Genomic DNA, 24,648 nt, shown 5'->3' with positions numbered 1-24,648 from the left:
CCGGCACCACACGACCCGAACCACCCCGCGAAGCAGACGGGAGCCCACGGTGGTTGCTAAGAAGACTCCTGGCACGGCCACGGCGGCCAAGGACCCCACCCCCGTGCCCACGGCGCGGCTCGCCGCGGCGGACCCCGGTGACCTCGCGGTACGTCCGGGTGAGGACCCCTGGACGCCCGACGAGGTCGCGGAGGCCCGGGCCGCACTGCAGTCCGAGCTGATGCGGCTACGCACCGAGCTCGACTCCTCGGGGCGGGCGCTCGCCGGCCTGATGCGCGACTCCGGGGACGGCGCCGGCGACGACCAGGCCGACACCGGCACCAAGAACATCACGCGCGAGCACGAACTGGCCCTCGCCGCCAACGCGCGCGAGATGCTGGAGCAGACCGAGCGCGCCCTCGACCGTCTCGACGCGGGCACCTACGGCCTGTGCGAGAACTGCGGCGACCCCATCGGCAAGGCCCGGATGCAGGCCTTCCCGCGTGCCACGCTGTGCGTCGAGTGCAAGCAGAAACAGGAACGCCGTTTCTGAGCGCCCGCCGCCTGGGCACCGGGTACGGGGGTGACGTGTCGTACTCTCGTCCTCAGTCAGGTACCTAGGTCGAGGGATTCACGTGGCAGAGGCGGAGCGCATCATCGGTACGCCGGACATGCCGGAGGCGGCGGGGGCCGGGCCCGAGGGGGCCCGCGACCGGGCCGCCGCGCGCCCCGCCGCACCCTCCGCCGACGCGGGAGCGGAACAGGACGCCACGCGGGGCGACGAGGGCTCCACGCGGGCGGACGACGACTCCACGCGGGCCGGCGCCCCCCAGGCAGCCGCGGCCTCGGCGGACGACGCGTCCGGTGCGGCCGTCGCCGACCGGACCCGGGGCCGGCGGCGGATCGCCGTGCTGTTCTCCGTGGCCGCGTTCGCCTACGTCCTCGACCTGGTCAGCAAGATCGTCGTGGTGGCCCGGCTGGAGCACCACGCCCCCGTGCGCCTCATCGGGGACTGGCTCCAGCTCGAGGCGATCCGCAACGCGGGAGCCGCCTTCAGCTTCGGCGAGGCGTACACCGTGATCTTCACGGTGATCGCGGCCGCCGTCATCGTGGTGATCGCCCGCCTCGCCCGCAAGCTCTACAGCGTGCCCTGGGCGATCGCGCTCGGCCTGCTCCTCGGTGGGGCGCTGGGCAACCTCACCGACCGGATCTTCCGCGCGCCCGGCGTCTTCAAGGGCGCCGTCGTCGACTTCATCTCGCCCAAGCACTTCGCCGTCTTCAACCTGGCGGACTCGGCGATCGTGTGCGGCGGCATCCTGATCGTGCTGCTGTCCTTCCGCGGCCTGGACCCGGACGGCACCGTCCACAAGGACTGAGCGCCCGCCCGAGGCGGTCCGTCCACAGGGTCGCCCACGGGGGTTGTCCACAGGCCCGTACGGGAGTGCCCGGCCCGTCCGGCATACTCGACGGGTGAGCACGCTTCCCGAGATCCGCACCCTGCCCGTGCCCGACGGCCTGGAGGGCGAGCGCGTAGACGCCGCCATCTCCCGCATGTTCGGCTTCTCCCGCACGAAGGCGGCCGAGCTCGCCTCGGCGGGCAAGGTGCACGTCGACGGCTCGGCGGTGGGCAAGTCCGAGCGGGTCCACGGCGGCGCCTGGCTCGAGGTCGAGATGCCGCAGGCCGCCGCGCCGGTGCGGGTCGTCGCCGAGCCCGTCGAGGGCATGGAGATCGTGTACGACGACGAGGACGTGGTCGTCGTCGTCAAGCCCGTCGGTGTGGCCGCGCACCCGAGCCCCGGCTGGACCGGTACCACCGTGATCGGCGGCCTGGCCGCCGCCGGGTACCGCGTCTCCACCTCCGGCGCCGCCGAGCGCCAGGGCATCGTGCACCGCCTCGACGTGGGCACCTCGGGCCTGATGGTGGTGGCCAAGTCCGAGCGGGCGTACACCTCCCTCAAGCGCCAGTTCAAGGAACGCACGGTCGACAAGCGCTACCACACCCTCGTCCAGGGCCACCCCGACCCGACCAGCGGCACCATCGACGCCCCCATCGGCCGCCACCCGCAGCACGACTACAAGTGGGCCGTCACCGCGGAGGGCAAGCCCTCCGTGACGCACTACGACCTGATCGAGGCGTTCCGCGCCGCCTCCCTGCTCGACGTGAAGCTGGAGACCGGCCGCACCCACCAGATCCGGGTCCACATGGCCGCCCACCGCCACCCCTGCGTCGGCGACCTCACCTACGGCGCCGACCCCACCCTCGCCAAGCGGCTGCGGCTGACCCGCCAGTGGCTGCACGCCGTCCGCCTCGGCTTCGAGCACCCCGGTGACGGCGAGTGGGTCGAGTTCGCCAGCGAGTACCCCGAGGACCTGCGGCAGGCCCTGGACCAGGTGCGCGAGGAGACCTACGCGTGAACGCGCCGGCCGGCGCCGGACGGCAGCGGTACGAGATACGCGTCGCCGAGGACCCAGCCGACCGCGAGGCATGCTTCGCGGTGCGCAAGGAGGTCTTCGTCCTCGAACAGGGCGTGCCCGAGGACATCGAGTACGACGCCCACGACGCCGGCGCGGTCCACGTCCTGGCGCTGCGCCGGGAGGACGGACTGCCGCTCGGCACCGGCCGGCTGCTGTACGGCCCGGCGGCCGCCGCGAGGAACGGCGGCGAGCCCTCGGTGGGCTCGCTCGGGCGGCTCGCGGTCGTCGAGGAGGCGCGCGGTCTCGGCGTCGGGGCGGCCCTGGTGCGGGCGATCGAGGAGGCCGCCCGGGAGCGCGGCCTGACCGGCGTCGATCTGCACGCGCAGACCCACGCGCTGGGTTTCTACGCACGTCTGGGGTACGAGGCGTACGGGCCGGAGTTCCCGGACGCCGGGATGCCCCACCGGGCGATGCGCCGCCCCCTCCGAGACGGACGGGGCGGCGGCGCGGCGGGGGACGGCTGACGGAGTGTGCCGGTGCGGTCCCCGCCGGGGGCGGCGTGGCAGTCTGGATCTCCGGCCCCTCTTGATCGTCCCAGACCCCGGGAGCGCTGACCGTGGACCAGCTGGCCCTGCTGTTCGTGCTGTTGGTCGGGGCCGTGGTGAGCGTCCCGGTGGGGGACCGGCTGGGGCTCCCCTCGCCGGTACTGATGACCCTCCTCGGGCTCGTGCTGGCCCTGCCCGACTTCGTGCCCAATGTCGACATCCCGCCCGACCTGATCCTGCCCGCGCTGCTGCCGCCGCTGCTGTACGCGGCGGTGCGGCGCACCTCCTGGCGGCAGTTCACGGCCAATAAACGGCCCATCTTCCTGCTGGCCGTGGCCCTGGTGTTCGTCACCATGATCGCGGTCGCCGCCACCGCGAGCGCCGTCGTCCCCGGGCTGCCGATCGCCGCCGCCGTCGCGCTCGGCGCGCTGGTCGCGCCGCCCGACCCGATCGCCGCGACCGCCGTCGCCGGGCAGCTCGGGCTGCCCCGCCGCCTCGTCTCCATCCTGGAGGGCGAGGGCCTCTTCAACGACGTCACCGCGATCACGCTGTACCACGTGGCCATCGCCGCCGCCGTCAGCGGCTCGTTCTCGGTGTCCGGGGCCGTGCTGGAACTGCTGCTCTCCGCGGTCGTGGCCGTCGCGGTCGGCGCGGCGCTGGGTTGGGTGTCCAACAAGCTGATGGACATCCTCAACGACGCCACGCTGCAGATCGGGCTCACCCTGCTGGTGCCCTTCGCCTCCTACGTCCTGGCCGACGAGCTGCACGGCTCGGGCGTGCTGGCGGTGCTCACCACCGCGCTGTTCCTCGCCGAGTACGGCACCGACCCCGACGACGTGCTCACCCGGCTCGCCGGACACAGCTTCTGGGAGGTCGTGGACACCCTGGTCACGGGTGTGGCCTTCGGGCTGATCGGCCTGGAGCTGCACCACGCCATCGCGACGGCCGAGAACCACTGGGGCGAGATGCTCGGCTGGGCCGGGGCGGTCGTCGGCGTCGTCATCCTCGTCCGCCTGCTGTGGCTGCTGCCGGCCACCTGGCTGACCCAGTGGCTGCACAGCAGGCGGGGCGACCAGGAGGAGGACATCCCGACGAGCTGGCGGGAGACCATCGTGATGTGGTGGTCGGGGATGCGCGGGGTGGCCTCGGTCGCGCTGGCGCTCGCCATCCCGCTGGAGATGGACGACGGCTCGCCCTTCCCCGACCGGGACGAGATCGTCTTCATCGCCTTCGTGGTCATCGTGGTGACGCTCGTCCTGCAGGGCCTGACCCTGCCCTGGCTGGTGCGGAGGCTGGGCGTCCAGGCCGACACCGCGCGGGAGAAGGAGTTCGAGAAGGAACTCGCCGTCCGCGCGGCCCGGGCGGCCAAGGAGCGGCTCGCGGAGATCGAGCGGGAGGAGGACCTGCCCGAGGAACTGTTCGAGCAGATGCTGCGCCGGGCCTTCGACCTCGGGGTGCGGATCACCCCCGACGTCGTGGAGGACGAGCGCATGGAGGCGCACGAGAAGCGGGCGCGGAGGCTGAAGCGGATCCGGCGGATCCAGGGCGAGATGCTGAGCGCCGCCCGGCACGAGATCCTCGCGGCCCGCGGCGAGCCGGGCGCGGACCCCGAGGTCGTCGACCGCGTCCTGCGCCACCTGGACGTCCGCAGCCTGCGCTGACCCGCCCCCTGGGGCCGCCCCGCCCCCTGGGTCCGCCCCGGCGGCCGCTCAGCCCTTGCCGGGGGAGCGGTTGGCCGTGACCCAGCCCGCCCCGTCCGACTGCCGGGACCGCGTGCCGCCGGGCCGTCCGCGCCGCGTCTCCTCCGCGGGGGCGGGCCGGGCGCCCGGGACGTCGAAGCGCCCGTCGAGATGGTGCGGCGGCCGCACCGCCTCCGCCGTGTTGACCCGGGGCAGCGCGTACGGGTGGTGCTCGCTCAGCCAGCGGATCATCTCCTCGCGGACCGTGACCCGCACCGTCCAGATGTCGTCCGCGTCCTTCGCCGTCACCAGCGCCCGCACCTCCATGGTGTTGGGCGTGGTGTCGGTGACCACCAGGCCGTAGGCGCGTCCGTCCCAGGCCGGGCACTGCCGCAGGATGTCCCGCAGCCGTTCGCGCATCGCCTCCACGGGCGCGCTGTGGTCGACGTGGAAGTACACCGTGCCGGTCATCTGCACGCCGCCGCGCGACCAGTTCTCGAAGGGCTTGGAGGTGAAGTACGAGACCGGCATGGTGATCCGGCGCTCGTCCCAGGTCCGCACCGTCAGGAAGGTCAGCGTGATCTCGTCGACGGTGCCCCACTCGCCGTCCACCACCACGGTGTCGCCGATGCGGACCATGTCGCCGAAGGCGATCTGCAGCCCCGCGAACATGTTGCTGAGGGTGGACTGTGCCGCGACACCGGCGACGATGCCGACGATGCCCGCGGAGGCCAGGATCGAGGCGCCGGCGGCCCGCATCGCGGGGAAGGTCAGCAGCATCGCGGCGACCGCGACCACCCCGACGACCGCCGAGACGACCCGCATGATCAGCGTGACCTGGGTCCGCACCCGGCGCACCCGCGCCGGATCGCGGTGGGCGCGCGCGTAGCGGGTGTACGAGGTCTCCACGACGGCCGCCGCGATCCGGATCACCAGCCAGGCGGCGGAGCCGATCAGCACCAGGGTCAGGGTGCGGGCGACGCCGACGTGGTGCTCCTGGAGCAGTTTCGCCTCGTCGTAGGAGCCTCTGAGCAGGGCGGCGCACAGCACGAGCTGGTAGGGGACGCGGCCGCGGCGCAGCAGCCCCCACAGGGGGGTTTCGTGGTGCCGTTGGTCGGCCTGGCGCAGCAGCCGGTCGCAGGCCCACCCGAGGAACAGGGTGAGCACGACCGCGCCGCCGACGACGATCACGGGCCGGAGTACGTTCTCCATGCCTCCGAACGTAACCGGCACCGGGAGGCATGAACATGTGTGGCTCCGGTGATCCCGGGTAGCGCCCCGCCCCCGCCCGCCCCCGCGTGAGCGACCTCACGCGAGCGGCGCCCCGGGTGCCGGGGCGGGGTCCGGCGGTCGGTGACCGTCAGTGGTGGCTGGCACCATGGGCGCATGGACATCATGCTCTTCCACTCGACGTACGGACTGCGGCCCGCCGTCCACTCCGCCGCCGACCGGCTGCGTGCCGCCGGGCACCGGGTCTGGACCCCGGACCTGTTCGACGGCCGTACGTTCGACTCGGTCGAGGAGAGCCGGGCCTACCGTGAGGAGCTCGGCAAGGAGGGGCTGCTGAAGCGGGCGGTGCTGGCCGCCGCCCCGTACTCCGAGCGCGGCCTGGTCTACGCGGGTCTCTCGCTGGGCGCCGCTACCGCCCAGACCCTCGCGCTCGGCGACGCGAAGGCGCGTGGACTGCTGCTCCTGCACGGCACCTCGGACCTCGCGCCGAACGCCTCGGTGGACGACCTGCCGGTGCAGCTGCACGTGGCCGAGCCCGACCCGTTCGAGCCGGACGACTGGCTGAGCGCCTGGTACCTGCAGATGCGCCGGGCGGGCGCCGACGTGGAGGTGTACCGGTACGCGGGCGCCGGGCACCTCTACACGGACCCCGACCTCCCCGACTACGACGAGGAGGCGGCCGAGGCCACCTGGCGGGTGGCGCTCGGCTTCCTCGGCACGCTGGAGCCCTCCTGACCCCGCGGCACCTCCCCGCGCGGACGCGAGGCGCTCACACCGGGTCCTTGGCCCGCTCGACGCGCTGGCTGCCGTTGAGCGTGCGGTACGAGCGGGCCCAGGAGGAGGACGCGGCCGGGTCCCGGCGGTCGGACAGGACGTAGAAGTCCATCTGCGCCCGCTCGCGGTCGAGGTCGAGTACGCCGTAGCCGTGCCGGTCGGTGTCGACCCAGCGGACGTGCTTGTTGGCCGCCCGGATCAGGGGGGCGGCCATCGCCGAGATGGTGCCCTCGGGTGCCTTGACGAAGTCGTCGAGGTTGTCGGAGGTGATCGAGGTGACGACGAACTCGGTGGCGGCCGAGCCGGAGCCCGGGTACGACCTGGCCTCGAAGGGCACGTCGTTGGCCCAGGCCATGTGGATGTCTCCGGTGAGGAAGACGGTGTTGCGGATGCCGTTCTCCCGCAGGTGGGCGAGGAGTTCGCGCCGGTCGTGGGTGTAGCCGTCCCACTGGTCGGTGTTGAGGGCGAGTCCCTCCTTGGGCTTGCCGAACAGCTCGGCCAGGGGCCGCAGCAGGGCGGCGGAGAGGGAGCCCACGGCGAAGGGCGCGATCATGACCGAGTTGCCGACCAGGTGCCAGGTGGTGTCGGAGGCCGTCAGTCCCGCCTTGAGCCAGTCGAGCTGGGCGCGCCCGGTGAGCGTGCGGCCCGGGTCGTCGACCGAGCCGCTGCCGGTGGCCGCCTGCTCGGAGCGGAAGGTGCGCAGATCGAGCAGGGACAGGTCGGCCAGCGTGCCGAAGCGCAGCCGCCGGTAGGTGGTGCCCTCGGTCGAGGGCCGGACCGGCATCCACTCGAAGTACGCCTGTTTCGCGGCGGCCTGGCGGTCCGTCCAGCTCCCCTCCGCGCCCTCGGTGTGGTTGCCCGCGCCGCCGGACCAGGCGTTGTCGGCGAACTCGTGGTCGTCCCAGATCGCGACGACCGGCGCGGTGTGGTGCAGGGCCTGCAGATCGGGGTCGGTCTTGTAGGTGCCGTGGCGTACGCGGTAGTCGGCGAGCGTGACGATCTCGTGCGCCGGGGAGTGCGGGCGCACGACGGTGCCGCGGTGGGCGTACTGGCCGGTGGGGAACTCGTAGATGTAGTCGCCGAGATGCAGCCAGGCGTCCAGGTCGCCGCGGGCCGCCAGATGGCGGTAGGCGGAGAAGTGCCCGGCCTCCCAGTTGGCGCAGGCCACCACGCCCAGCCGCAGGTGGTCGACGGGGGCGTCGGCGGCCGGGGCGGTGCGGGTGCGGGCGACGGGGGACTCGGCGGGCCCGGCGGTGAAGCGGAACCAGTAGTCGGTGGCCGGCCGCAGCCCGCGCACGTCCGCCTTGACGGTGTGGTCGGTGGCGGCGCTCGCGGTGACGGAACCCTTGGCGACGACGTCGGTGAACGCCCGGTCGGCGGCGAGGACCCAGCCGACCCGGACGTCGGGTCCGAGCCCGGAGCCGGGCACCGCCTCGGGGGTCGGGGTCACCCGGGTCCACAGCAGGACGCCGTCGGGCAGCGGGTCCCCGGAGGCCACGCCGTGCAGGAAGGCGGTCGTGCCGGGCGCGGCCCGGGCGGGCAGCGCGGCGGCCAGCGGACCGACGAACCCGGCGGTCGCGGCGGCCGCCTTGACGACCGTGCGGCGCAGCGGGGCGAGGGCCTCCGCCAGCCGGGAGGTCTCCTCGGGCGAGGTGGAGGGCGAGGGGATGGACGGGACGGGCGCGGGGGGCGCCGGCGCGTCGGCGGGCGTGCGGGGATCGGGCGATCCGTGTCGGCTGGGAGTCACGGACGATCAGGCTAGTGACCGCGACGCCCGCCGGCGGGCGAACCCCAGGAAGTCCGCCCGCCGTCGGTCGCCGGGTCAACGCCCTCAGGAGGCGAGGGCCTTGCCGATGGCGGTGCTGAAGTCCTCCGTCGTCATCGGCGCGTTCTTGCCGTCGCTGCCGGTGAGGACCTTGCCGTCCATCATCAGCGTGGGCGTGCCGCCGAATCCGTACTTCTTGCCGTCCGCGTCGAACTTGTCGCTCATCAGCAGGGCCCACTTGTCGTAGGTGCCCTTCTCGACGGCGTTCTGGAAGGTCTTGTTGCCCTTGAGCTCCTTGACCGTGTCCGCGACCTTGATCAGGTAGTCGTCCTTCGCGAACTTGTCCTCGGTCTCCTCGGGGTGGTACTTCGCCGAGTAGAGGGCGCTCTTGTAGTCCAGGAAGGCCTCGGGGCTGACGTTCAGGGCGGCGCCCAGCGCGCTGAGGGCGTTCTTGGATCCCTCTCCGGGGATGTTGTTGTCGATGAACGTGGCACCCACGTACTGGATCTTGTACTTGCCGCTCTCGACGTCCTTGTCGACCGTCGTGCCGACGGACTGCTCGAACTGGGCGCAGACGGGGCAGCGCGGGTCCTCGTACATCGTGAGGGTCTTCTTCGCGCTGTCCTTGCCGACGACGACGGTCGTGCCGTTCTTGCCCGTGGTGTGGGCCGGCTGGACGAGCTTCTGGTCCCGGACGGCCTCCCAGCCGTCGGGCTTGTTGGCCTGCACGACCGCGTAGCTGATGCCGCCGGCTATCGCGAGGACCGCGACGATGGAGCCGGCCACGATGACCTGCCGCTTGGCCTTGTCGCGCTTGGCCTGGCGCTCGCGCTCCTGGCGCAGCCGCTCCCGGGCCGCCGACTTCGCCGCGGGGCTGTTTCGCTTGCTCATGTGGGTGATCTCCGTGGGAACGCGCGTACCGGTGGGGTACGCGGGATGCTTCGGGTGGGGGCCGTGCTCGGGTGCCGTCCCGCCCCGCGCGAGGGCGCCCGCGCCACGCGCCTCAGACGAGGGTGTACGCGGGGGAGGGGACGGCGGCACGCGGCGGGCCCCGTAGGCCCAGGGAGTGCGTGAACAGCCGGGTGCGGGGGGCGGGGGCCGCCGGAGGCGCGGGGAGCGCGGTGCGGGCCGGCGGGCGGCGCCGTACCGTGACCGCGGCGACCGCCAGCAGCAGCGGGCGGAAGGTGAGCGCGCCGGCCGCCCGCAGCAACTGGGCCAGGGCCCGCTCGCCGCGGTGCAGCCAGAGGGCGGCGAGGAGTCCCACGCCCACGTGGGCGGCGAGCAGCAGCCAGGCGGTGGCCGGGTCGGCGAGCAGGGTGGAGACCCGGGCGGCGCCGGAGCCGGTCATGTGCCCGAGCGGGGTGCCGACCCCGCCGCCGCGGCACAGCACGTCCCAGCCGACCGAGCGCAGCGGACCGGTGACCGGGCCGCCCGCGGGGCCGTAGCAGGCGTGCTGCCCGGTGGTGAAGATCGTGTCGGCGCCCAGTTCCAGCGGGACCAGGAGCGCCGCGATCCGTCCGAAGCCGCGCTCGCGCCCGGCGAGGAGGTAGGCGAGGGCGAACACGGCGACGGCGGTCACCGTCACCGTGGCCGTCGGCAGCGGGACCCCGGACAGCAGCACGTGCGACGCGGTGCCGAGCGTCACGACGATCGCCGTGAACAGCGCCGCGCGTACGGCTCTGAGGTGGGTCGCTGATATGTCCATCGCGCTGGAGAGTGTCCCATGCGCTCCGGTAAGCGGCCCCTAAAGGGGAGCTGTGCGTTACCGGAGCGTTGTGGTGGGCGGGGCCGCCGCGGGCTCAGAGGCCGGGGATGCGGCCGTTGCGGAACAGGTCGACGAAGATCTGGTGGTCACCGCGCGCGCGGGCCCCGTAGTCGTGCGCGAAGTCGACGAGGAGGTCGCCGAAGCCGCTCTCGTCGGCGGCGATGGCGGCGTCGATCGCGCGCTCGGTGGAGAAGGGCACGAGGGACTCGCCGGACTGGTCGTCCGCCGCCGCGTGCATCGTGGCGGTGGCCCGGCCGAGGTCGGCGACGACGGCGGCGATCTCCTCCGGGTCGTCGATCTCGCCCCAGTCCAGGTCCACCGCGTAGGGGGACACCTCGGCGACGAGCTGCCCGGCGCCGTCCAGCTCCGTCCAGCCCAGCCACGGGTCGGCGTGGGCCTGGAGGGCGCGCTGGGAGATCACCGTGCGGTGGCCCTCGTGCTGGAAGTAGTCGCGGATCGCCCGGTCCGTGATGTGCCGGGAGACGGCCGGGACCTGGGCCTGCTTGATGTAGATGACGACGTCGTTCTCCAGGGCGTCGCTGTTGCCCTCCAGGAGGATGTTGTACGAGGGCAGCCCGGCCGAGCCGATGCCGATCCCGCGGCGGCCCACGACGTCCTTCACGCGGTAGGAGTCCGGACGGGTCAGGGAGGACTCGGGCAGCGTCTCCAGATAGCCGTCGAAGGCGGCCAGCACCTTGTAGCGGGTGGCGGCGTCCAGCTCGACGGAGCCGCCACCGGGTGCGAAGCGGCGCTCGAAGTCCCGGATCTCCGTCATCGAGTCCAGCAGGCCGAAGCGGGTCAGCGAGCGGGCGTCCCGCAGCGCGTCCAGCAACGGTCCCTGGGCGGTGTCCAGGGTGAAGGGCGGCACCTCGTCGTCCTTGGCGCCGGTGGCCAGGGCGTGGATACGCTCCCGGTAGGCGGCCGCGTAGACGCCGACCAGTTCGCTGATCTGCTCGTCGCTGAGCGCCTTGGCGTAGCCGATGAGGGCGACGGAGGCCGCCAGCCGCTTCAGGTCCCAGGTGAAGGGGCCGACGTAGGCCTCGTCGAAGTCGTTCACGTTGAAGATCAGCCGGCCGTTGGCGTCCATGTAGGTGCCGAAGTTCTCCGCGTGCAGATCGCCGTGGATCCACACCCGTGAGGTGCGCTCGTCCAGGTACGGGCCCCTGAGGTCGCCCTCGCCGCCGGCGTCCAGGTCGTGGTAGAAGAGGCACGCCGTGCCCCGGTAGAAGGCGAACGCGGAGGCCGCCATCTTGCGGAACTTCACGCGGAACGCGGCCGGGTCGGCGGCCAGCAGCCTGCCGAAGGCGGTGTCGAAGACGGCGAGGATCTCCTCGCCGCGGTGCTCGTCGTTGAGCTGCGGGACCGACATCGCTGGGTGCCTCCAGGTGCGGGTGGTGCGTGACGGATGCGGCGGGAGCGAGCGCCCGCCGGGCCGGACGGACCGGCGGTGGCCCCGCCGGTCGGTCCAACGCGCGAGGGCCACCGGAAGTGCCCGCGCCCGCGCGCGCCCGGACGACACGCGCGGGATTCCCCGGCCCCGCACACGCGGGGCCGGGGACTGGCGGACTGTCCGCGTACCCCCGCCCGAAGGTACGCGGAGGGGGCCCGCCGGTGTCGGTGCCGGGGCATAGACTTCGACGCTGACCCCCGGACTGTCCGCCAGCCCGTCGCCCGCTTCTGCCCAGGGAGGCCGAACGTGTCGAACAAGCCGTTCACGCACCTGCACGTCCACACCCAGTACTCGATGCTGGACGGTGCCGCGCGGCTGAAGGACATGTTCGACGCGTGCAACGAGATGGGCATGACGCACATCGCCATGTCCGACCACGGCAACCTGCACGGGGCCTACGACTTCTTCCACTCGGCGAAGAAGGCGGGCGTCACGCCGATCATCGGCATCGAGGCGTACGTCGCCCCCGAGTCCCGGCGCAACAAGCGCAAGATCCGCTGGGGTCAGCCGCACCAGAAGCGGGACGACGTGTCCGGTTCGGGTGGTTACACCCACAAGACGATCTGGGCGGCCGACGCGGGCGGGTTGCACAACCTCTTCCGCCTGTCCTCCGACGCCTACGCCGAGGGCTGGCTGCAGAAGTGGCCCCGCATGGACAAGGAGACCATCTCCCAGTGGTCCGAGGGGCTCATCGCCTCCACCGGCTGCCCCTCGGGCGAGCTGCAGACCAGGCTGCGTCTCGGCCAGTTCGACGAGGCCCTGAAGTCGGCCGCCGACTACCAGGACATCTTCGGCAAGGACCGCTACTTCCTGGAGCTGATGGACCACGGCATCGACATCGAGCACCGGGTCCGCGAGGGCCTGCTGGAGATCGGCAAGAAGCTCGGCATCCCGCCCCTGGTCACCAACGACTCGCACTACACGTACGCGCACGAGGCGAGCGCCCACGACGCACTGCTGTGCATCCAGACCGGCAAGAACCTCTCGGACCCCGACCGCTTCAAGTTCGACGGCACCGGCTACTACCTGAAGTCCGCGGACGAGATGTACGCCATCGACTCCTCGGACGCCTGGCAGGAGGGCTGCCGCAACACCCTCCTGGTGGCCGAGCAGATCGACACCACGGGCATGTTCGAGAAGCGCGACCTGATGCCGAAGTTCGACATCCCCGAGGGCTACACCGAGGTCACCTGGTTCAAGGAGGAGGTGCGCCGCGGCATGGAGCGCCGCTTCCCCGGCGGCATCCCCGAGGACCGCCAGAAGCAGGTCGAGTACGAGATGGACGTCATCATCCAGATGGGGTTCCCGGGCTACTTCCTCGTGGTCGCCGACTTCATCATGTGGGCCAAGAACAACGGCATCGCGGTGGGCCCCGGCCGTGGCTCCGCGGCCGGCTCGATCGTCGCCTACGCCATGGGCATCACCGACCTCGACCCGATCCCGCACGGTCTGATCTTCGAGCGGTTCCTCAACCCCGAGCGCGTCTCCATGCCCGACGTCGACATCGACTTCGACGAGCGCAGGCGCGTCGAGGTGATCCGGTACGTCACGGAGAAGTACGGCGCCGACAAGGTCGCCATGATCGGCACCTACGGCAAGATCAAGGCCAAGAACGCCATCAAGGACTCCGCACGCGTCCTCGGCTACCCGTACGCGATGGGCGACCGCATCACCAAGGCGATGCCCGCCGACGTCCTCGGCAAGGGCATCGACCTCAACGGCATCACCGACCCCACGCACCCCCGCTACAGCGAGGCCGGCGAGGTCCGCGGGATGTACGAGAACGAGCCGGACGTGAAGAAGGTCATCGACACCGCCAAGGGCGTCGAGGGCCTGGTCCGGCAGATGGGCGTGCACGCGGCCGGCGTGATCATGTCCAGCGAGACCATCACCGAGCACGTGCCCGTCTGGGTCCGGCACACCGACGGCGTGACCATCACGCAGTGGGACTACCCGAGCTGCGAGTCGCTCGGCCTGCTGAAGATGGACTTCCTCGGCCTGCGCAACCTGACGATCATGGACGACGCCGTCAAGATGGTGAAGTCCAACAAGGGCCGCGACATCGACCTGCTGTCGCTGCCGCTGGACGACCCCACGACCTTCGAACTGCTCCAGCGCGGCGACACCCTCGGCGTCTTCCAGTTCGACGGCGGCCCCATGCGCTCCCTGCTGCGCCTGATGAAGCCCGACAACTTCGAGGACATCTCCGCCGTCTCCGCGCTGTACCGGCCCGGCCCCATGGGCATGGACTCGCACACCAACTACGCGCTGCGCAAGAACGGCCTGCAGGAGATCACCCCGATCCACCCCGAGCTGGAGGCGCCGCTCAAGGAGGTCCTGGACGTCACCTACGGCCTGATCGTGTATCAGGAGCAGGTGCAGAAGGCCGCCCAGATCATCGCCGGCTACTCGCTCGGCGAGGCCGACATCCTCCGCCGCGTCATGGGCAAGAAGAAGCCCGACGAACTGGCGAAGAACTTCACCATCTTCCAGGCCGGCGCCAAGAAGAACGGCTACAGCGACGAGGCGATCCAGGCGCTGTGGGACGTGCTGGTCCCCTTCGCCGGCTACGCCTTCAACAAGGCGCACTCCGCCGCGTACGGCCTGGTCTCGTACTGGACCGCCTTCCTGAAGGCCAACTACCCGGCCGAGTACATGGCCGCGCTGCTCACCTCGGTCAAGGACGACAAGGACAAGTCCGCGGTCTACCTCAACGAGTGCCGCCGCATGGGCATCAAGGTGCTCCCGCCCAACGTCAACGAGTCGGAGTCGAACTTCGCCGCCCAGGGCGACGACGTGATCCTCTTCGGCCTCTCCGCGGTGCGCAACGTCGGCACCAACGTGGTCGACTCGATCATCAGGAGCCGCAAGGCGAAGGGGAAGTACGCCTCCTTCCCGGACTACCTCGACAAGGTCGAGGCCGTCGTCTGCAACAAGCGGACCACGGAGTCGCTCATCAAGGCCGGCGCCTTCGACTCGATGGGACACACCCGCAAGGGGCTCACGGCCCAGTACGAGCCGATGATCGACAACGTGGTCGCGGTCAAGCGCAAGGAGGCCGAGGGCCAGTTCGACCTCTTCGGCGGCATGGGCGAGGGGGACACCAGCGAGCCGGGCTTCGGACTCGACGTGGAGTTCTCCCCCGACGAGTGGGACAAGACCTACCTGCTCGCCCAGGAGCGGGAGATGCTCGGCCTGTACGTCTCCGACCACCCGCTCTTCGGCCTGGAGCACGTGCTGTCCGACAAGGCCGACGCGGGCATCGCCCAGCTGACCGGCGGCGACTTCGGGGACGGCGCGGTCGTCACCATCGGCGGCATCATCTCCGGACTCCAGCGCAAGATGACCAAGCAGGGCAACGCCTGGGCGATCGCCACCGTCGAGGACCTCGCAGGCTCCCTGGAGTGCATGTTCTTCCCGGCGACGTACCAGCTCGTGTCGACCCAACTGGTCGAGGACGCCGTGGTGTTCGTCAAGGGCCGACTCGACAAGCGGGAGGACGTGCCCCGGCTGGTCGCGATGGAGCTCCAGGTGCCCGACCTGTCGAACGCGGGCACCAACGCGCCCGTGGTGCTCACCATCCCGGCCACCAGGGTCACCCCGCCGATGGTCAGCCGCCTCGGCGAGATCCTCAGCCACCACAAGGGCGACAGCGAGGTGCGGATCAAGCTCCAGGGACCCCGCAAGACCACGGTGCTCCGGCTGGACCGGCACCGGGTGAAGCCGGACCCCGCGCTCTTCGGCGACCTCAAGGTGCTGCTCGGTCCGGCCTGCCTGGCGGGTTGAGGGGCCGGTGTGAACGCCGGGTGAGGTCCCGGTGCTGATTCGACCGGTGAGTGACGGTGATCGGCCGGTGACCGGGCGGTGAGTGACCGGCGATCCGTTCGCCGGCCGGTCGCGCACAGGTGCACGCAAGGGGCGCATCCCGCACGGGATGCGCCCCTACTTGGTGCGCCCGGCCTCAGTTGTGGCCGAAGCTCTTCCGCTGCTTGCGGCCGGACTGGGCCGGGCCCGCATCGGCCGGGGCTATCGAGGCGGCCTGCGCCTCCCGCTCGGGCCGGTGCGCCTGTTCCTGGGCGTGCTCGGCCTGCGCCGAGCGGTTCTGCGGGCCGTTGTTCTTCTGCTGCTTACGGTTCTGGTTCTTGTTCTTGGCCATGCTGATTCGCCTCCTGGAAGCGATCCGGGGGCCCTGGGGGCCGTGGACGGGATCAGACTCACACAGCCATACAAAGAACGCATTCCGGGCAATTACCGTGTGTGACAAGGTGGCTGGCAGCACACCCGCTCCTGCGCCACGCCGAAGATCGAGTTCGGACCGTTAACCCCCGTGCCGTCGGGCAGACTCGAAGGAAGCCCGAAGCAAACCTCCCGGAAAGAGGTGGACCGCGTGGACCGCTGCATCGTCCTGGTGGACGCCGGATACCTGCTCGGGGCCGCCGCCAGCCTCCTCGCCGGTGAACCCTCCCGCTCCCGCATCACCGTCGACCACGCCGCCCTCATCCAGGGCCTGCGCGAACGCGCCGAGTCCGACACCCGGCAGCCCCTGCTGCGCATCTACTGGTTCGACGGCGCCCCCGACCGCGTACCCCAGCCCGAGCACCGCCGGCTGCGCGTGATGCCCCGGGTCACGGTGCGCCTCGGCGCCCTGACCCGCAGCGACGGGCGGTGGGCGCAGAAGGGCGTCGACGCCGCCATGCACGCCGAACTGACCGAACTCGCCCGCAACCGGGCCTGCTCCGACGTGGTCCTGATCACCGGGGACGGCGATCTGCTCCCGGGCATGATGGCCGCCAAGGAGCACGGCGTCGCCGTCCACCTGTGGGCGGTGCAGGCCGCCGACGGCGACTACAACCAGTCCGAGGACCTCGTCGCCGAGGCCGACGAACGCCGGGTCCTCGACCGCGCCTGGATCACCCGGGCCGTCCGCGCCAAGGAGTACGGCGGCACCTGCGCGCCTCCCCATCTGCCCCGGCCCGAGATCGCCGCGATCCTCTCCGCCCCGCTGCCGGAGTCCTCGCTCTCCGCCGGGCCCGAGCGCCCGGCCGAGCAGCCGCGCCACGAGCAGGCCGCCGAACCGCGCAACGGCTCGGCGGAACGCGGGCACCCCCACAAGGGCGTCCCCACCCCGAAGGACCTGGCCGCCCTGCGGGCTCCCGGCCCGCAGCCGGTGTCCCCGCCGCCCTCGGCGACGCTGCGGTGGTCCTCCGACAAGGGCTGGGTGGACCGGCCCGGGGCGGAGTCCCCGGAGGCCGCCTCCCTGCCGACGCTCGCGCAGCTCACCAGCGCCGAACAGCGCTGGGCCGACCGCGAGGAGGACATCACCGCGGTCGGCGGCGACCCGCTCGAGGTCGGACAGGTGTTCGCCCGAAGGTGGGCGGAGCGCCTGACCGACCAAGTCCACCTCCAGAAGATCTCCGGCATGTACCCGCGGGTGCCCCACCGCATCGACGGCGAGCTGCTGCGGTACGCGGCACGCTTCGGCCTCCTCGCCCACAAGGACGACCAGATCGACGAACAGGACCGCTACGCGATCCGGGCGGGGTTCTGGCGGGAGATCGACGCCAGGACCGCCACGGAACGCGTCCCGGCGGGGGAGTAGCCGGCACGCTCCCGGGCGCCCGCGAGCGCCGGGCACCCGGAACGCACGGCGGTGAGGGGCGAGTGGCGGGCGCGAGGACGAGGAGCGGCGAAAGGGCGGGGGAGGGCCGTGGCGAAATCCCCTCCGGGGCCCACCCGGACGCGGGTTTGTCGGCGATACCCCGTACTCTCGTCCCTTGTGAACACGCGCACCGCACCGTCGGCCCGGCAGCAGGGCGACGTCGTACGCGTACGCGGGCTGACCAAGAGCTACCCCGCGGTCCGCGCCCGCCGCGGAACCGCCGCGACCCCCGAGATCCGTGCCACCGACGACGTGTGCCTCGACGTCGGCCGCGGCGAGATCTTCGGGCTGCTCGGCCCGAACGGAGCCGGCAAGTCCACCCTCGTCCGCCAGCTCACCGGCCTCATGCGCCCCGACCGCGGCAGCGTCGACATCCTCGGCCACGACATCGTGCGGCACCCCGAGCGAGCCTCCCGCATCCTCGCCTACCTCGGCCAGCAGTCCACCGCCCTCGACGAGCTGACCGTCTCCCTGGCCGCCGAGACGACCGGCCGGCTGCGCGGACTCGACCTGCGCCGGGCCCGCGCGGAACGGGACGCCGTCCTCGAGGAACTCGGCCTCGCCCCGCTGGCCGCGCGCCCCCTGAAGAAGCTCTCCGGCGGCCAGCGCCGCCTCGCCTGCTTCGCCGCCGCCCTCGTCGGCGAGCGCCCGCTGCTCGTGCTCGACGAACCCACCACCGGCATGGACCCGGTCGCCCGGCGCGCGGTGTGGGCCGCCGTGGACCGGCGCCGCGCGGAACACGGCACCACCGTGCTGCTGGTCACCCACAACGTCATCGAGGCCGAGACCGTCCTCGACCGGGTCGCGGTCCTGCACCGCGGCCGCGTCGTCGCCTGCGACACGCCCGCCGGGCTCAAGGCCGAGGTGGCCGGCGAGGTGCGTGTGGACCTCGTCTGGCGCGACCGCCCGCCCCTCGAGGTGCCCGAGGTCGCCGCCCTGCACGGCCGCGCCACCGAGTCCGGGCGCCGCTGGACGCTGCGGCTCGCCCCCGAGGAGGCCCGGGCCGTCGTCTCCACCGTCACCGGAGGCGCCGCCTTCGCCGCCCTGGACGACTTCACCCTCGCCACACCCAGCCTGGAGGACGTGTACCTCGCCCTTGGCGGGGACGCCCAGGGGCTGGTGAAGGCGTGAGGCGGGCCGATGCGGCGGTGAGCACGCGGGAGACGGCGTCCGTGCGGTCCGCACGGTACGGACGGCCCCCGCGCAACGACCGCCGAAGCGAGAAGGAGCAGCGCGTGGCGAGTGCCGCACCCGCCGGAACCCTGCCCGCCGGCCCCGGGGCCGCCCCGGACACCGGCCGGGAGGCCGTCGCCCTCGGGCCGCGCGCCCGGCTGTGGCCCGCGCTCGCCGCCGTGTACAAGGCGCAGCTCTCCCGGGCCCGGGTGGCGCGCATCCCGCTGCTGTTCGTGGCGACGTTCCAGTCGATCGGCATCATGATCCTCATGCGCGGGGTCGTGGACGACGAGGCCGGGGCGCGCGCGGTGGTCGCCGGATCCTCGGTCCTCGTCGTCGCCTTCGTCGCGCTCAACCTGCTGGCGCAGTACTTCGGGCAGCTGCGGGCCGACGGCGGCCTCGACCACTACGCGACCCTCCCGGTGCCGCCCGCCGCCGTGGTGCTGGGCGCGGCCGGCGCGTACGCCTCCTTCACGGTGCCCGGCACGCTCGTCACCGCCGTGTCCGGATGTCTGCTCTTCGGCCTGCCGCTCGGCCACCTGTGGATCCTCGCCGCGGTGATCCCGCTGGCCGGCGCCGCGCTCTCCGGGCTCGGCGCCGCCCTCGGGCTGCTCGCCCCGCGGCCCGAACTGGCCACCCTGCTCGGGCAGCTCGGCATGTCGGCGGCGCTCCTGCTCGGGGTGCTCCCGGCCGGCCGGCTGCCGGAAGTCGTCCGCCTCGCGCGCGACCTGCTGCCCTCCACGTACGGTGTGGAGGCGTTCGCGCGGACGTTCGGGGGACACCCGGACTGGACGCACGTCCTCGTCGACCTCGCCGTGTGCGCGGGCGTCGGGCTCGCCTCGCTGGCCGTGGCGACCTGGGCGTACCGGCGCGCGGCCGTCCGGTGACGCGACCGACCGATTCGACTGGCACGATGACAGGGTGACCGCTCCGTTGACTCCTCCGCCCCCGCAGGAACCGTCCCGTCGCGACCAGGCCGGACAGCAGGCCCCCGCCCCCTCCGCCCCCGTGGCGCCCGAGTCCGCCCACGAGTCGTGGCGGGGCTTCGACGGCGCGGCGGTGAACGGTGCCCCCGGCGTGCCGTACGGACAGGACGGACCCGGCATGAAGACCGAAGTACGGGAGGCGGCACTCCTCGCGCTGGGCGTGGCGGTGACGGGAGCGCTGCTCGGGGTGCTGTGGTGGTGGCTGGCGCCGCAGGTGCCGCTGGTCGGTGACGTGGTCGGCAAGAACTGGGTCGTCTACCTCAAGGACAGCGAGGGGGAGCAGGCGATCGGCGTCGACGGGACGTTCACGCTGCTCGCGCTGGCGTTCGGGGCGGTGACCGCGCTGGCGGTGTTCCTCGTGCGGCGGCAGGGCGGGGTGCCGCTGGTCGTGGCGCTCGCCGTGGGCGGGCTGCTCGGTTCGCTGCTCGCCTGGCGGGTGGGGATCTGGCTGGGTCCCTCCGGGGACGTGATCGCCCACGCCAAGAGCGTCGGCAAGGGCGTGACGTTCTCTGCCCCGCTGAAGCTCGGCGCGAAGGGGGCGCTCCTCGCCTGGTCCGTGGCGGCGCTGGTGGTCCACCTGGGCCTCACGGCCCTGTTCGGCCCGAGGGACCCGGAACCGGCGCAGCTGCCGCCGGTGGGATAGCGGCGGGCAAGCGGCGCCGGTGGGACAGCGGCGGCAAGCGGGGAGGCGGGGGCGGAGGCACACGGCCCCGGCCGGTGTCCCGGCCTCCCGCCGGGAGAGACTCGGCCCGGTGGCCCGGTGGCCCGGTGGCCCGGTGGCCCGGTGGCCCGGCAGCCCGCGCACCGCCGGCGGCGGGCGGGCCGCGCGGCGCACCCGCCTGCGCGCCGCCCCGCGCGCCCGGCAGCCCGGGGGCCGCTCCCGCTCCTACGCGCCCCGCGCGATCGGGGCGAGGACCGCGTCCGTCAGCGCCGCCAGATCGCCCGGGGCCAGCTCCACCTCGAGACCCCGCCGGCCCGCCGACACGCACACCGTGGCGTGCGCGGACGCGGAGTCGTCCAGGACCGTCCGCAGCCGCTTGCGCTGCCCCAGCGGCGAGATGCCGCCCCGCACGTAGCCCGTCGTCCGCTCCGCCAGCGCCGGGTCGGCCATCGCCGCGCGCTTGCCGCCCACCGCCGTGGCCAGCGCCTTCAGGTCGAGCGAGCCCGCCACCGGGACGACGCCGACCACCAGCGCCCCGTCCACGTCGGCCACCAGGGTCTTGAAGACCCGGTCCGGGGAGACGCCCATCGCCTCGGCCGCCTCCTCGCCGTACGAGGGGTGGGAGGGATCGTGCGTGTAGGAGTGGAGCGTGTGCGCCACCCCCGCCGCCGTTAGCGCCACCGTCGCCGGGGTGCCGCCCGACTGCTGCTTCTTCGCCTTCTTCGCCATTGCGACCCTCGTCCAGCCGTGTTCCGTCGTTCCTCGCGCGGCGCGCGGCGCCGGTCAGTTGAGGCTCTGCGGTCCCCGCGTCAGATCCGCCGCCGGCAAGGACGGCAGGTTACGGATGATCGCGGTCTCCGCGCGAAGGAGTTTCAGTTCGTCCCGCAGCCGCGAGGCGGTGTCCGGGGCCTGGAGCAGCCGCTGCTTCGCCGGGGTGTCCAGCATCGCCGCCGCCGCGACCAGGTACGAGACCACGGACGGCTCGTCCGGCAGGTCCCCGCCCGTAGACAGCGAACCCTCCCGGGCCCCCGCCAGCCGCTTCTGGTACGTGCGGAAGGCGCGCAGCACGCCCTCGGCCAGCGTTCCGGCGCCGTCGCCCGGCTCCTCCTCCAGCTCCTCCAGTTCGGCGGTCAGGAAGGCGCCCGAGGCGTCCACCGAGAGCAGCCGGACCCGGGTGGTGCCGGTGGCGAGCACCTCGAAGGTGCCGTCGGGCCGCTCGCGGATCGTCGCCGCGTCCGCGACGCAGCCCACCGTGTGCAGCGCCTTGGCCGGATCGTCCCCGAAGCCCGCCGCCGGGCCACGGTCCGGCGCGGCGGTCGGGTCGGGCAGGCCGGGCGCGCTGGGCGCGACCTCGTGGCCGTCGCGGATGGCGACGACGGCGAAACGGCGCGGTTCCTCCTCGGGGGTCTTCAGCAGTTCGCGCATCATGGCGCGATAACGCTCCTCGAAGACGTTCAGCGGAAGCACGAGCCCCGGGAACAGCACCGAGTTCAACGGGAAGAGCGGAAGCCGGACGGTGGTCACGACGGGACAGCCTAATGGTCGCGCGGCCCGGACCGGCCGGTGCGGTCACCCGGCGGGTACGGATCGCGCGCGCCGCGAGGCCGCGTCGGGCGTGGACCGCCCGCGCCCGGGGGCAGGCCGGAGGCCACCCTGAGCCGGACACCGGCCCGTACGTGCAGGAACCGGGCGAGCGGGTCCTCGCCCTCGCGTTCCCAGGGGAAGGAGGTGGCGCAGGGCCCGATCAGCCGGAGTTGCTCCAGCGCGTCCTCCCAGCGGCGCAGCCGGACCAGCACGTGGACGAGGAGGTTGCGCACCTCCGCGGGCCAGGGGTCGGCGGGCGCGTACCCCGCGGAGAGGGCGAGGGCACGGTCGGCCGCCGCGTCCAGCCGTTCCCGTGGCACGGCGGGACCGCTCCGGCGCGCGGTCAGGTAGGCATGGGCGGCCCGGACGGGAAGGGCCTGCACCAGCGATCCGGGGAGCGCGTCCTGGGCGGCCCGCTCGGCGAAGTCGAAGCACTCGCGATGGCACTCCGCGCGGGAGGCGCCCTCGGAGCCGCAGGCGCCCGCGAGGTACCGCAGGGCCGCCACATGGCACCCGTAGTGGTGCGGGGCGCGGCGCACGGCCTCGACCCACAGCCGTTCGAAGGCGGCGTGTCCGGCGCGGACGCCCCGGGCGTGGTCCAGTGCGATCCGCCAGGGCACCGGGTCCCCGCCGCCGCCCGCGGTGGCCGCCGCCACCGACGGAGCGGCCCGGCGCAGCAGTTCGGCGCGGGCGGGGGAGGCCCAGTCGCTGTCCACCGCGAGTTGTGCCCCGACCAGCACGACGTCGGGGGAGTCCGGGGCGGCGGCGCACCAGGCCTCGAACCACTCGCCGCGCGAGCGGGCGAAGAGTGCGAGCCGCCGGACGTAGCCGTCGCGGGCCTCCCACTCGGCGGCCTCGCGGGTGCCGGCGAGCAGCGCGGCCGCCGGACCGTGCTCCCCGCGCCCGGCCGCGGCGAGCACGGGGGAGAGGCGGCCGTCGGGCGCGTCGAGCAGCACCTCGTCGTCCGGTACGAGTCCGTCCGGCACGAATCCCCCGGGCACGAGCCCGTCCGGCACGAGTCCGTTCCGTGCGAGGGCGTCTCGGGCGAGGCCGTGCGGGACGAACCCGGCGAGTCGCGGGGCGTTCCGGGACGGCCGGGTGTGACGGAGCAGGGCGCGCAGGCGGAGCATGGTGTCGACCATTGAAAACACGCAGGTCGAGTGCGCGCCAGGGGTGGGGGCGAAACCCGTATTGGTTGTACGGGGGACGGTCAAGGCGGAGTAAAAGGTGAGTGTTTCTCATCTGTCGCACGGCTCTACCCACGCCTCACGGGCGTCGGCCGCGAGACGCCCCCCGGCCGTGAGATGACCCCGCGCCGGGGCGCCCGCCCTTGAACCGCCTCGGTCACGGGTCAGTGCCGCCGCAGCGTCCGCGTCACGCCCGCGGCCACCGTCGTCGCCAGGACCCAGCCGAGCAGGATCACCGCGGCCGCCAGCCATTGCCAGCCGCCGCGCAGCTGCCACTGGCCGACCTGGCCGAAATCGATCACCGGCAGCAGCAGGTCGAGTGCGAACAGGGAGGCGTTCCAGTGCGGATGCCGCTCGGGATCGGCGGGCGGCGGATCGTCGCGTGCGAAGGCCAGCGACGCGGCCGCCCACAGCACCGCCATCCACACCGCGGCGCGGCCCGGCCGGTACCCGTAGGCCACCGTCCAGTCCTGCGCGTACCCCCACAGCTTCGCGGCGAGCGGCAGCGTCTCCCGCCGGCGGCGCTGTTTGGCGAGCAGTACCTCGCGTGCGTCCTCGTCCTCTCCGGAGCCGCGCAGGACGGCCGCGAGCCGTTCGTACGGTTCCGGGTCGTACTCGGCGGTCGCCGCCGTCACCCAGTCCAGCCGCCGGGCCAGCGGGAAGGCGTCCTGCGGCACCAGGTTCTCGTAGGCGAAGCCACCCATGTGCAGCCGCCCCGGGCCGGGCCAGCTCGTCGTGCGGTCGACGAGGTTGCCGATCCGCGCGCCCGAGAGCACCACCCGGCCCCGCTCCGGCCGATCCCCGAGGAACCGCAGCTCGGGAACCTGCACCCGGCGCAGCGACAGCTCCTCGGCGTCCCCGAGCAGGAAGCGGGCGCCCTCCAGGTCGACGGAGTCGCCGAAGCGGCCGTCGTCCAGCCGGATCCCGCCCCGCGCCTCGAAGCGCTGCACCAGCGTGCCGCGGGCCGGGGTGGTGCCGCTGGTCAGCACCGGGTTGCCGAGCCCGGCCGGGCTCAGGTAGAGCGTGCGCTCGACGGTGAGTTGGGGGGCGTTCAGGGCGTTCCGGGTGCCCGTACTGCTCAGCCGGGCGCCCCGAAGGCTCAGCGACACGCCGATCTGGGCGCTGCGCAGGCTCAGTTCGCCCTCCGCGTGGAGCATCTCCGCCTGCAGGTCCTGACCGACGGAGATGCCGTCCGCGATGATCGCCCGGCCGGTGCGGTCCCCGCCCACGACCGCCTGGTTGAGCAGCAGATCGGTGCCTATGCGGGCGTCGGTCAACCGGATGCCGCCGGGGACGCGGCAGCGCGGCAGGTGCAGATCGCCCTCGGTGTGCACCCGGGCCGCCTCCAGGCGGGGTATCGCGCAGTCGAGGAGCCGCATCGTGGTGAACCGTGCTTCCGGGAGCCGCATCTCCTGCTCGAAGCGGCAGCCCGTCATCTCGACGTAGGGCTCGACCGTGCCGCCCGCCAGGTCGAGCGGGCCGGTGACGTGGACGCCGGTCAGCTTCAGCGAGGAGACCCGGCCGGCCAGCGCGGGCGGGCCGTCCAGCAGCAGCCAGCAGACGACCCGGGCCCGGACCGTGCGCTCGGGGCCCCAGGGGGCGCCGCCGTGCGGATCGTCCACCGCCGCGTCACCACTGCGCAGGTCGTAGACGGTGCCGGCACGGAACGCCTGCCACATGCCGGCCTCGACGGTGGTCAGTCCGCCGGGAACCTCTCTCATGGCGCGCAGGCCGTCACTCTCGGTCACGGTGCGCCCGTCCTCCCCGTCACGGTGCCTCCCTTCTGCACCACAGGT

General features: G+C 73.1%; 20 protein-coding genes and 1 pseudogene. 11 read left to right on the top strand and 10 right to left on the bottom strand.

The window, feature by feature from the left end:
- Positions 1 to 27: 27 nt before the first annotated feature.
- From OHB09_RS08215 to OHB09_RS08195, 5 genes and pseudogenes are all read left to right on the top strand, one after another.
- A pseudogene (locus tag OHB09_RS08215) lies at positions 28 to 532 on the top strand (TraR/DksA family transcriptional regulator); the annotation flags it as partial.
- An 82-nt stretch (positions 533 to 614) separates the two neighbouring features.
- The gene (gene lspA / locus OHB09_RS08210) at positions 615 to 1,355 is read left to right on the top strand and encodes a signal peptidase II (RefSeq protein WP_191890239.1); all 741 of its coding nucleotides are present in this window, start codon (positions 615 to 617) and stop codon (positions 1,353 to 1,355) included.
- 94 nt (positions 1,356 to 1,449) lie between these two features.
- Positions 1,450 to 2,394 carry an RluA family pseudouridine synthase gene (locus tag OHB09_RS08205; protein WP_006143564.1) on the top strand — a complete coding sequence of 315 codons (945 nt, stop codon included), beginning with the start codon at positions 1,450 to 1,452 and terminating at the stop codon, positions 2,392 to 2,394.
- Entirely contained in the window at positions 2,391 to 2,918 is a 528-nt protein-coding gene (locus OHB09_RS08200) for a GNAT family N-acetyltransferase (RefSeq protein WP_006143563.1), read from the top strand. Before OHB09_RS08205 ends, OHB09_RS08200 begins: the two co-directional genes overlap by 4 nt.
- A 92-nt stretch (positions 2,919 to 3,010) precedes the next feature.
- Positions 3,011 to 4,600: a Na+/H+ antiporter gene (locus tag OHB09_RS08195; protein ID WP_006143562.1), complete on the top strand. Its 1,590-nt coding sequence runs from the start codon at positions 3,011 to 3,013 to the stop codon at positions 4,598 to 4,600.
- Positions 4,601 to 4,648: 48 nt separating this feature from the next.
- Here the strand turns inward: OHB09_RS08195 and OHB09_RS08190 are convergent, their stop codons facing one another.
- On the bottom strand, positions 4,649 to 5,830 hold the full coding sequence (locus tag OHB09_RS08190) for a mechanosensitive ion channel family protein (RefSeq protein ID WP_093595846.1): 1,182 nt from the start codon (positions 5,828 to 5,830) through the stop codon (positions 4,649 to 4,651).
- Positions 5,831 to 6,004: 174 nt separating this feature from the next.
- Between OHB09_RS08190 and OHB09_RS08185 the strand changes: the two genes are divergently transcribed.
- Complete coding sequence (locus tag OHB09_RS08185; RefSeq protein ID WP_093595843.1) at positions 6,005 to 6,583, top strand: dienelactone hydrolase family protein; 579 nt, start codon at positions 6,005 to 6,007, stop codon at positions 6,581 to 6,583.
- 34 nt (positions 6,584 to 6,617) lie between these two features.
- On the opposite strand, the gene OHB09_RS08180 is transcribed toward OHB09_RS08185, so the two are convergent.
- The 4 genes from OHB09_RS08180 to OHB09_RS08165 all read right to left on the bottom strand — a co-directional run bounded on the left by OHB09_RS08180 (position 6,618) and on the right by OHB09_RS08165 (position 11,521).
- The gene (locus OHB09_RS08180) at positions 6,618 to 8,291 is read right to left on the bottom strand and encodes an alkaline phosphatase D family protein (protein WP_328922996.1); all 1,674 of its coding nucleotides are present in this window, start codon (positions 8,289 to 8,291) and stop codon (positions 6,618 to 6,620) included.
- Between the two features lie 162 nt (positions 8,292 to 8,453).
- Entirely contained in the window at positions 8,454 to 9,278 is an 825-nt protein-coding gene (locus OHB09_RS08175; RefSeq protein ID WP_191890238.1) for a thioredoxin domain-containing protein, read from the bottom strand.
- A 112-nt stretch (positions 9,279 to 9,390) separates the two neighbouring features.
- Positions 9,391 to 10,092 (bottom strand): hypothetical protein, encoded by a 702-nt coding sequence (locus OHB09_RS08170; RefSeq protein WP_328921782.1) that lies wholly within the window; start codon positions 10,090 to 10,092, stop codon positions 9,391 to 9,393.
- Between the two features lie 94 nt (positions 10,093 to 10,186).
- Positions 10,187 to 11,521, bottom strand: a complete 1,335-nt coding sequence (locus OHB09_RS08165) for a DUF2252 domain-containing protein (RefSeq protein WP_006143556.1) — start codon at positions 11,519 to 11,521, stop codon at positions 10,187 to 10,189.
- 327 nt (positions 11,522 to 11,848) lie between these two features.
- Between OHB09_RS08165 and dnaE the strand changes: the two genes are divergently transcribed.
- Positions 11,849 to 15,388: a DNA polymerase III subunit alpha gene (dnaE, locus tag OHB09_RS08160; RefSeq protein ID WP_006143555.1), complete on the top strand. Its 3,540-nt coding sequence runs from the start codon at positions 11,849 to 11,851 to the stop codon at positions 15,386 to 15,388.
- 175 nt (positions 15,389 to 15,563) lie between these two features.
- On the opposite strand, the gene OHB09_RS08155 is transcribed toward dnaE, so the two are convergent.
- Positions 15,564 to 15,758, bottom strand: coding sequence for a hypothetical protein (locus OHB09_RS08155; RefSeq protein WP_006143554.1), 195 nt, complete (start codon positions 15,756 to 15,758; stop codon positions 15,564 to 15,566).
- Positions 15,759 to 15,989: 231 nt separating this feature from the next.
- Here OHB09_RS08155 and OHB09_RS08150 point away from each other — a divergent pair, with 231 nt between their 5' ends.
- The 4 genes from OHB09_RS08150 (at position 15,990) to OHB09_RS08135 (ending at position 20,063) form a co-directional block, all read left to right on the top strand.
- The gene (locus tag OHB09_RS08150) at positions 15,990 to 17,201 is read left to right on the top strand and encodes an NYN domain-containing protein (protein WP_040896925.1); all 1,212 of its coding nucleotides are present in this window, start codon (positions 15,990 to 15,992) and stop codon (positions 17,199 to 17,201) included.
- Positions 17,202 to 17,378: 177 nt separating this feature from the next.
- Positions 17,379 to 18,392, top strand: coding sequence for an ABC transporter ATP-binding protein (locus OHB09_RS08145; RefSeq protein ID WP_006143552.1), 1,014 nt, complete (start codon positions 17,379 to 17,381; stop codon positions 18,390 to 18,392).
- 104 nt (positions 18,393 to 18,496) lie between these two features.
- The gene (locus OHB09_RS08140; protein WP_006143551.1) at positions 18,497 to 19,321 is read left to right on the top strand and encodes an ABC transporter permease; all 825 of its coding nucleotides are present in this window, start codon (positions 18,497 to 18,499) and stop codon (positions 19,319 to 19,321) included.
- Between the two features lie 34 nt (positions 19,322 to 19,355).
- Complete coding sequence (locus OHB09_RS08135; protein ID WP_006143550.1) at positions 19,356 to 20,063, top strand: DUF2567 domain-containing protein; 708 nt, start codon at positions 19,356 to 19,358, stop codon at positions 20,061 to 20,063.
- Positions 20,064 to 20,306: 243 nt separating this feature from the next.
- Here OHB09_RS08135 and ybaK read toward each other — a convergent pair whose 3' ends face one another.
- The 4 genes from ybaK to OHB09_RS08115 all read right to left on the bottom strand — a co-directional run bounded on the left by ybaK (position 20,307) and on the right by OHB09_RS08115 (position 24,573).
- Positions 20,307 to 20,810, bottom strand: a complete 504-nt coding sequence (ybaK, locus tag OHB09_RS08130) for a Cys-tRNA(Pro) deacylase (protein ID WP_191852863.1) — start codon at positions 20,808 to 20,810, stop codon at positions 20,307 to 20,309.
- Positions 20,811 to 20,864: 54 nt separating this feature from the next.
- A complete protein-coding gene (locus tag OHB09_RS08125; RefSeq protein ID WP_093595831.1) occupies positions 20,865 to 21,605 on the bottom strand; it encodes an LON peptidase substrate-binding domain-containing protein in 741 nt (246 codons plus the stop codon).
- A gap of 11 nt (positions 21,606 to 21,616) precedes the next feature.
- A complete protein-coding gene (locus tag OHB09_RS08120; RefSeq protein ID WP_328921781.1) occupies positions 21,617 to 22,807 on the bottom strand; it encodes a hypothetical protein in 1,191 nt (396 codons plus the stop codon).
- A 209-nt stretch (positions 22,808 to 23,016) separates the two neighbouring features.
- Positions 23,017 to 24,573, bottom strand: a complete 1,557-nt coding sequence (locus OHB09_RS08115; RefSeq protein ID WP_191853209.1) for an oxidoreductase — start codon at positions 24,571 to 24,573, stop codon at positions 23,017 to 23,019.
- Between the last annotated feature and the right edge of the window lie 75 nt (positions 24,574 to 24,648).

Origin of the sequence: Streptomyces griseoaurantiacus (assembly GCF_036189845.1) — a bacterium.
Lineage (GTDB): Bacteria > Actinomycetota > Actinomycetes > Streptomycetales > Streptomycetaceae > Streptomyces > Streptomyces griseoaurantiacus.
The sequence above is the reverse complement of the archived record's forward strand: the minus strand, read 5'-3'. Positions and strand labels throughout refer to the sequence as shown.

What these genes read in the sequence shown, in the direction of transcription:
- OHB09_RS08190 (WP_093595846.1), bottom strand. Translation starts at nt 5,830, where the DNA reads ATGGAGAACGTACTCCGGCCCGTGATCGTCGTCGGCGGCGCGGTCGTG.
- OHB09_RS08185 (WP_093595843.1), top strand. Translation starts at nt 6,005, where the DNA reads ATGGACATCATGCTCTTCCACTCGACGTACGGACTGCGGCCCGCCGTC.
- OHB09_RS08175 (WP_191890238.1), bottom strand. Translation starts at nt 9,278, where the DNA reads ATGAGCAAGCGAAACAGCCCCGCGGCGAAGTCGGCGGCCCGGGAGCGG.
- OHB09_RS08170 (WP_328921782.1), bottom strand. Translation starts at nt 10,092, where the DNA reads ATGGACATATCAGCGACCCACCTCAGAGCCGTACGCGCGGCGCTGTTC.
- OHB09_RS08165 (WP_006143556.1), bottom strand. Translation starts at nt 11,521, where the DNA reads ATGTCGGTCCCGCAGCTCAACGACGAGCACCGCGGCGAGGAGATCCTC.
- OHB09_RS08155 (WP_006143554.1), bottom strand. Translation starts at nt 15,758, where the DNA reads ATGGCCAAGAACAAGAACCAGAACCGTAAGCAGCAGAAGAACAACGGC.
- ybaK (WP_191852863.1), bottom strand. Translation starts at nt 20,810, where the DNA reads ATGGCGAAGAAGGCGAAGAAGCAGCAGTCGGGCGGCACCCCGGCGACG.
- OHB09_RS08120 (WP_328921781.1), bottom strand. Translation starts at nt 22,807, where the DNA reads ATGGTCGACACCATGCTCCGCCTGCGCGCCCTGCTCCGTCACACCCGG.
- OHB09_RS08115 (WP_191853209.1), bottom strand. Translation starts at nt 24,573, where the DNA reads ATGAGAGAGGTTCCCGGCGGACTGACCACCGTCGAGGCCGGCATGTGG.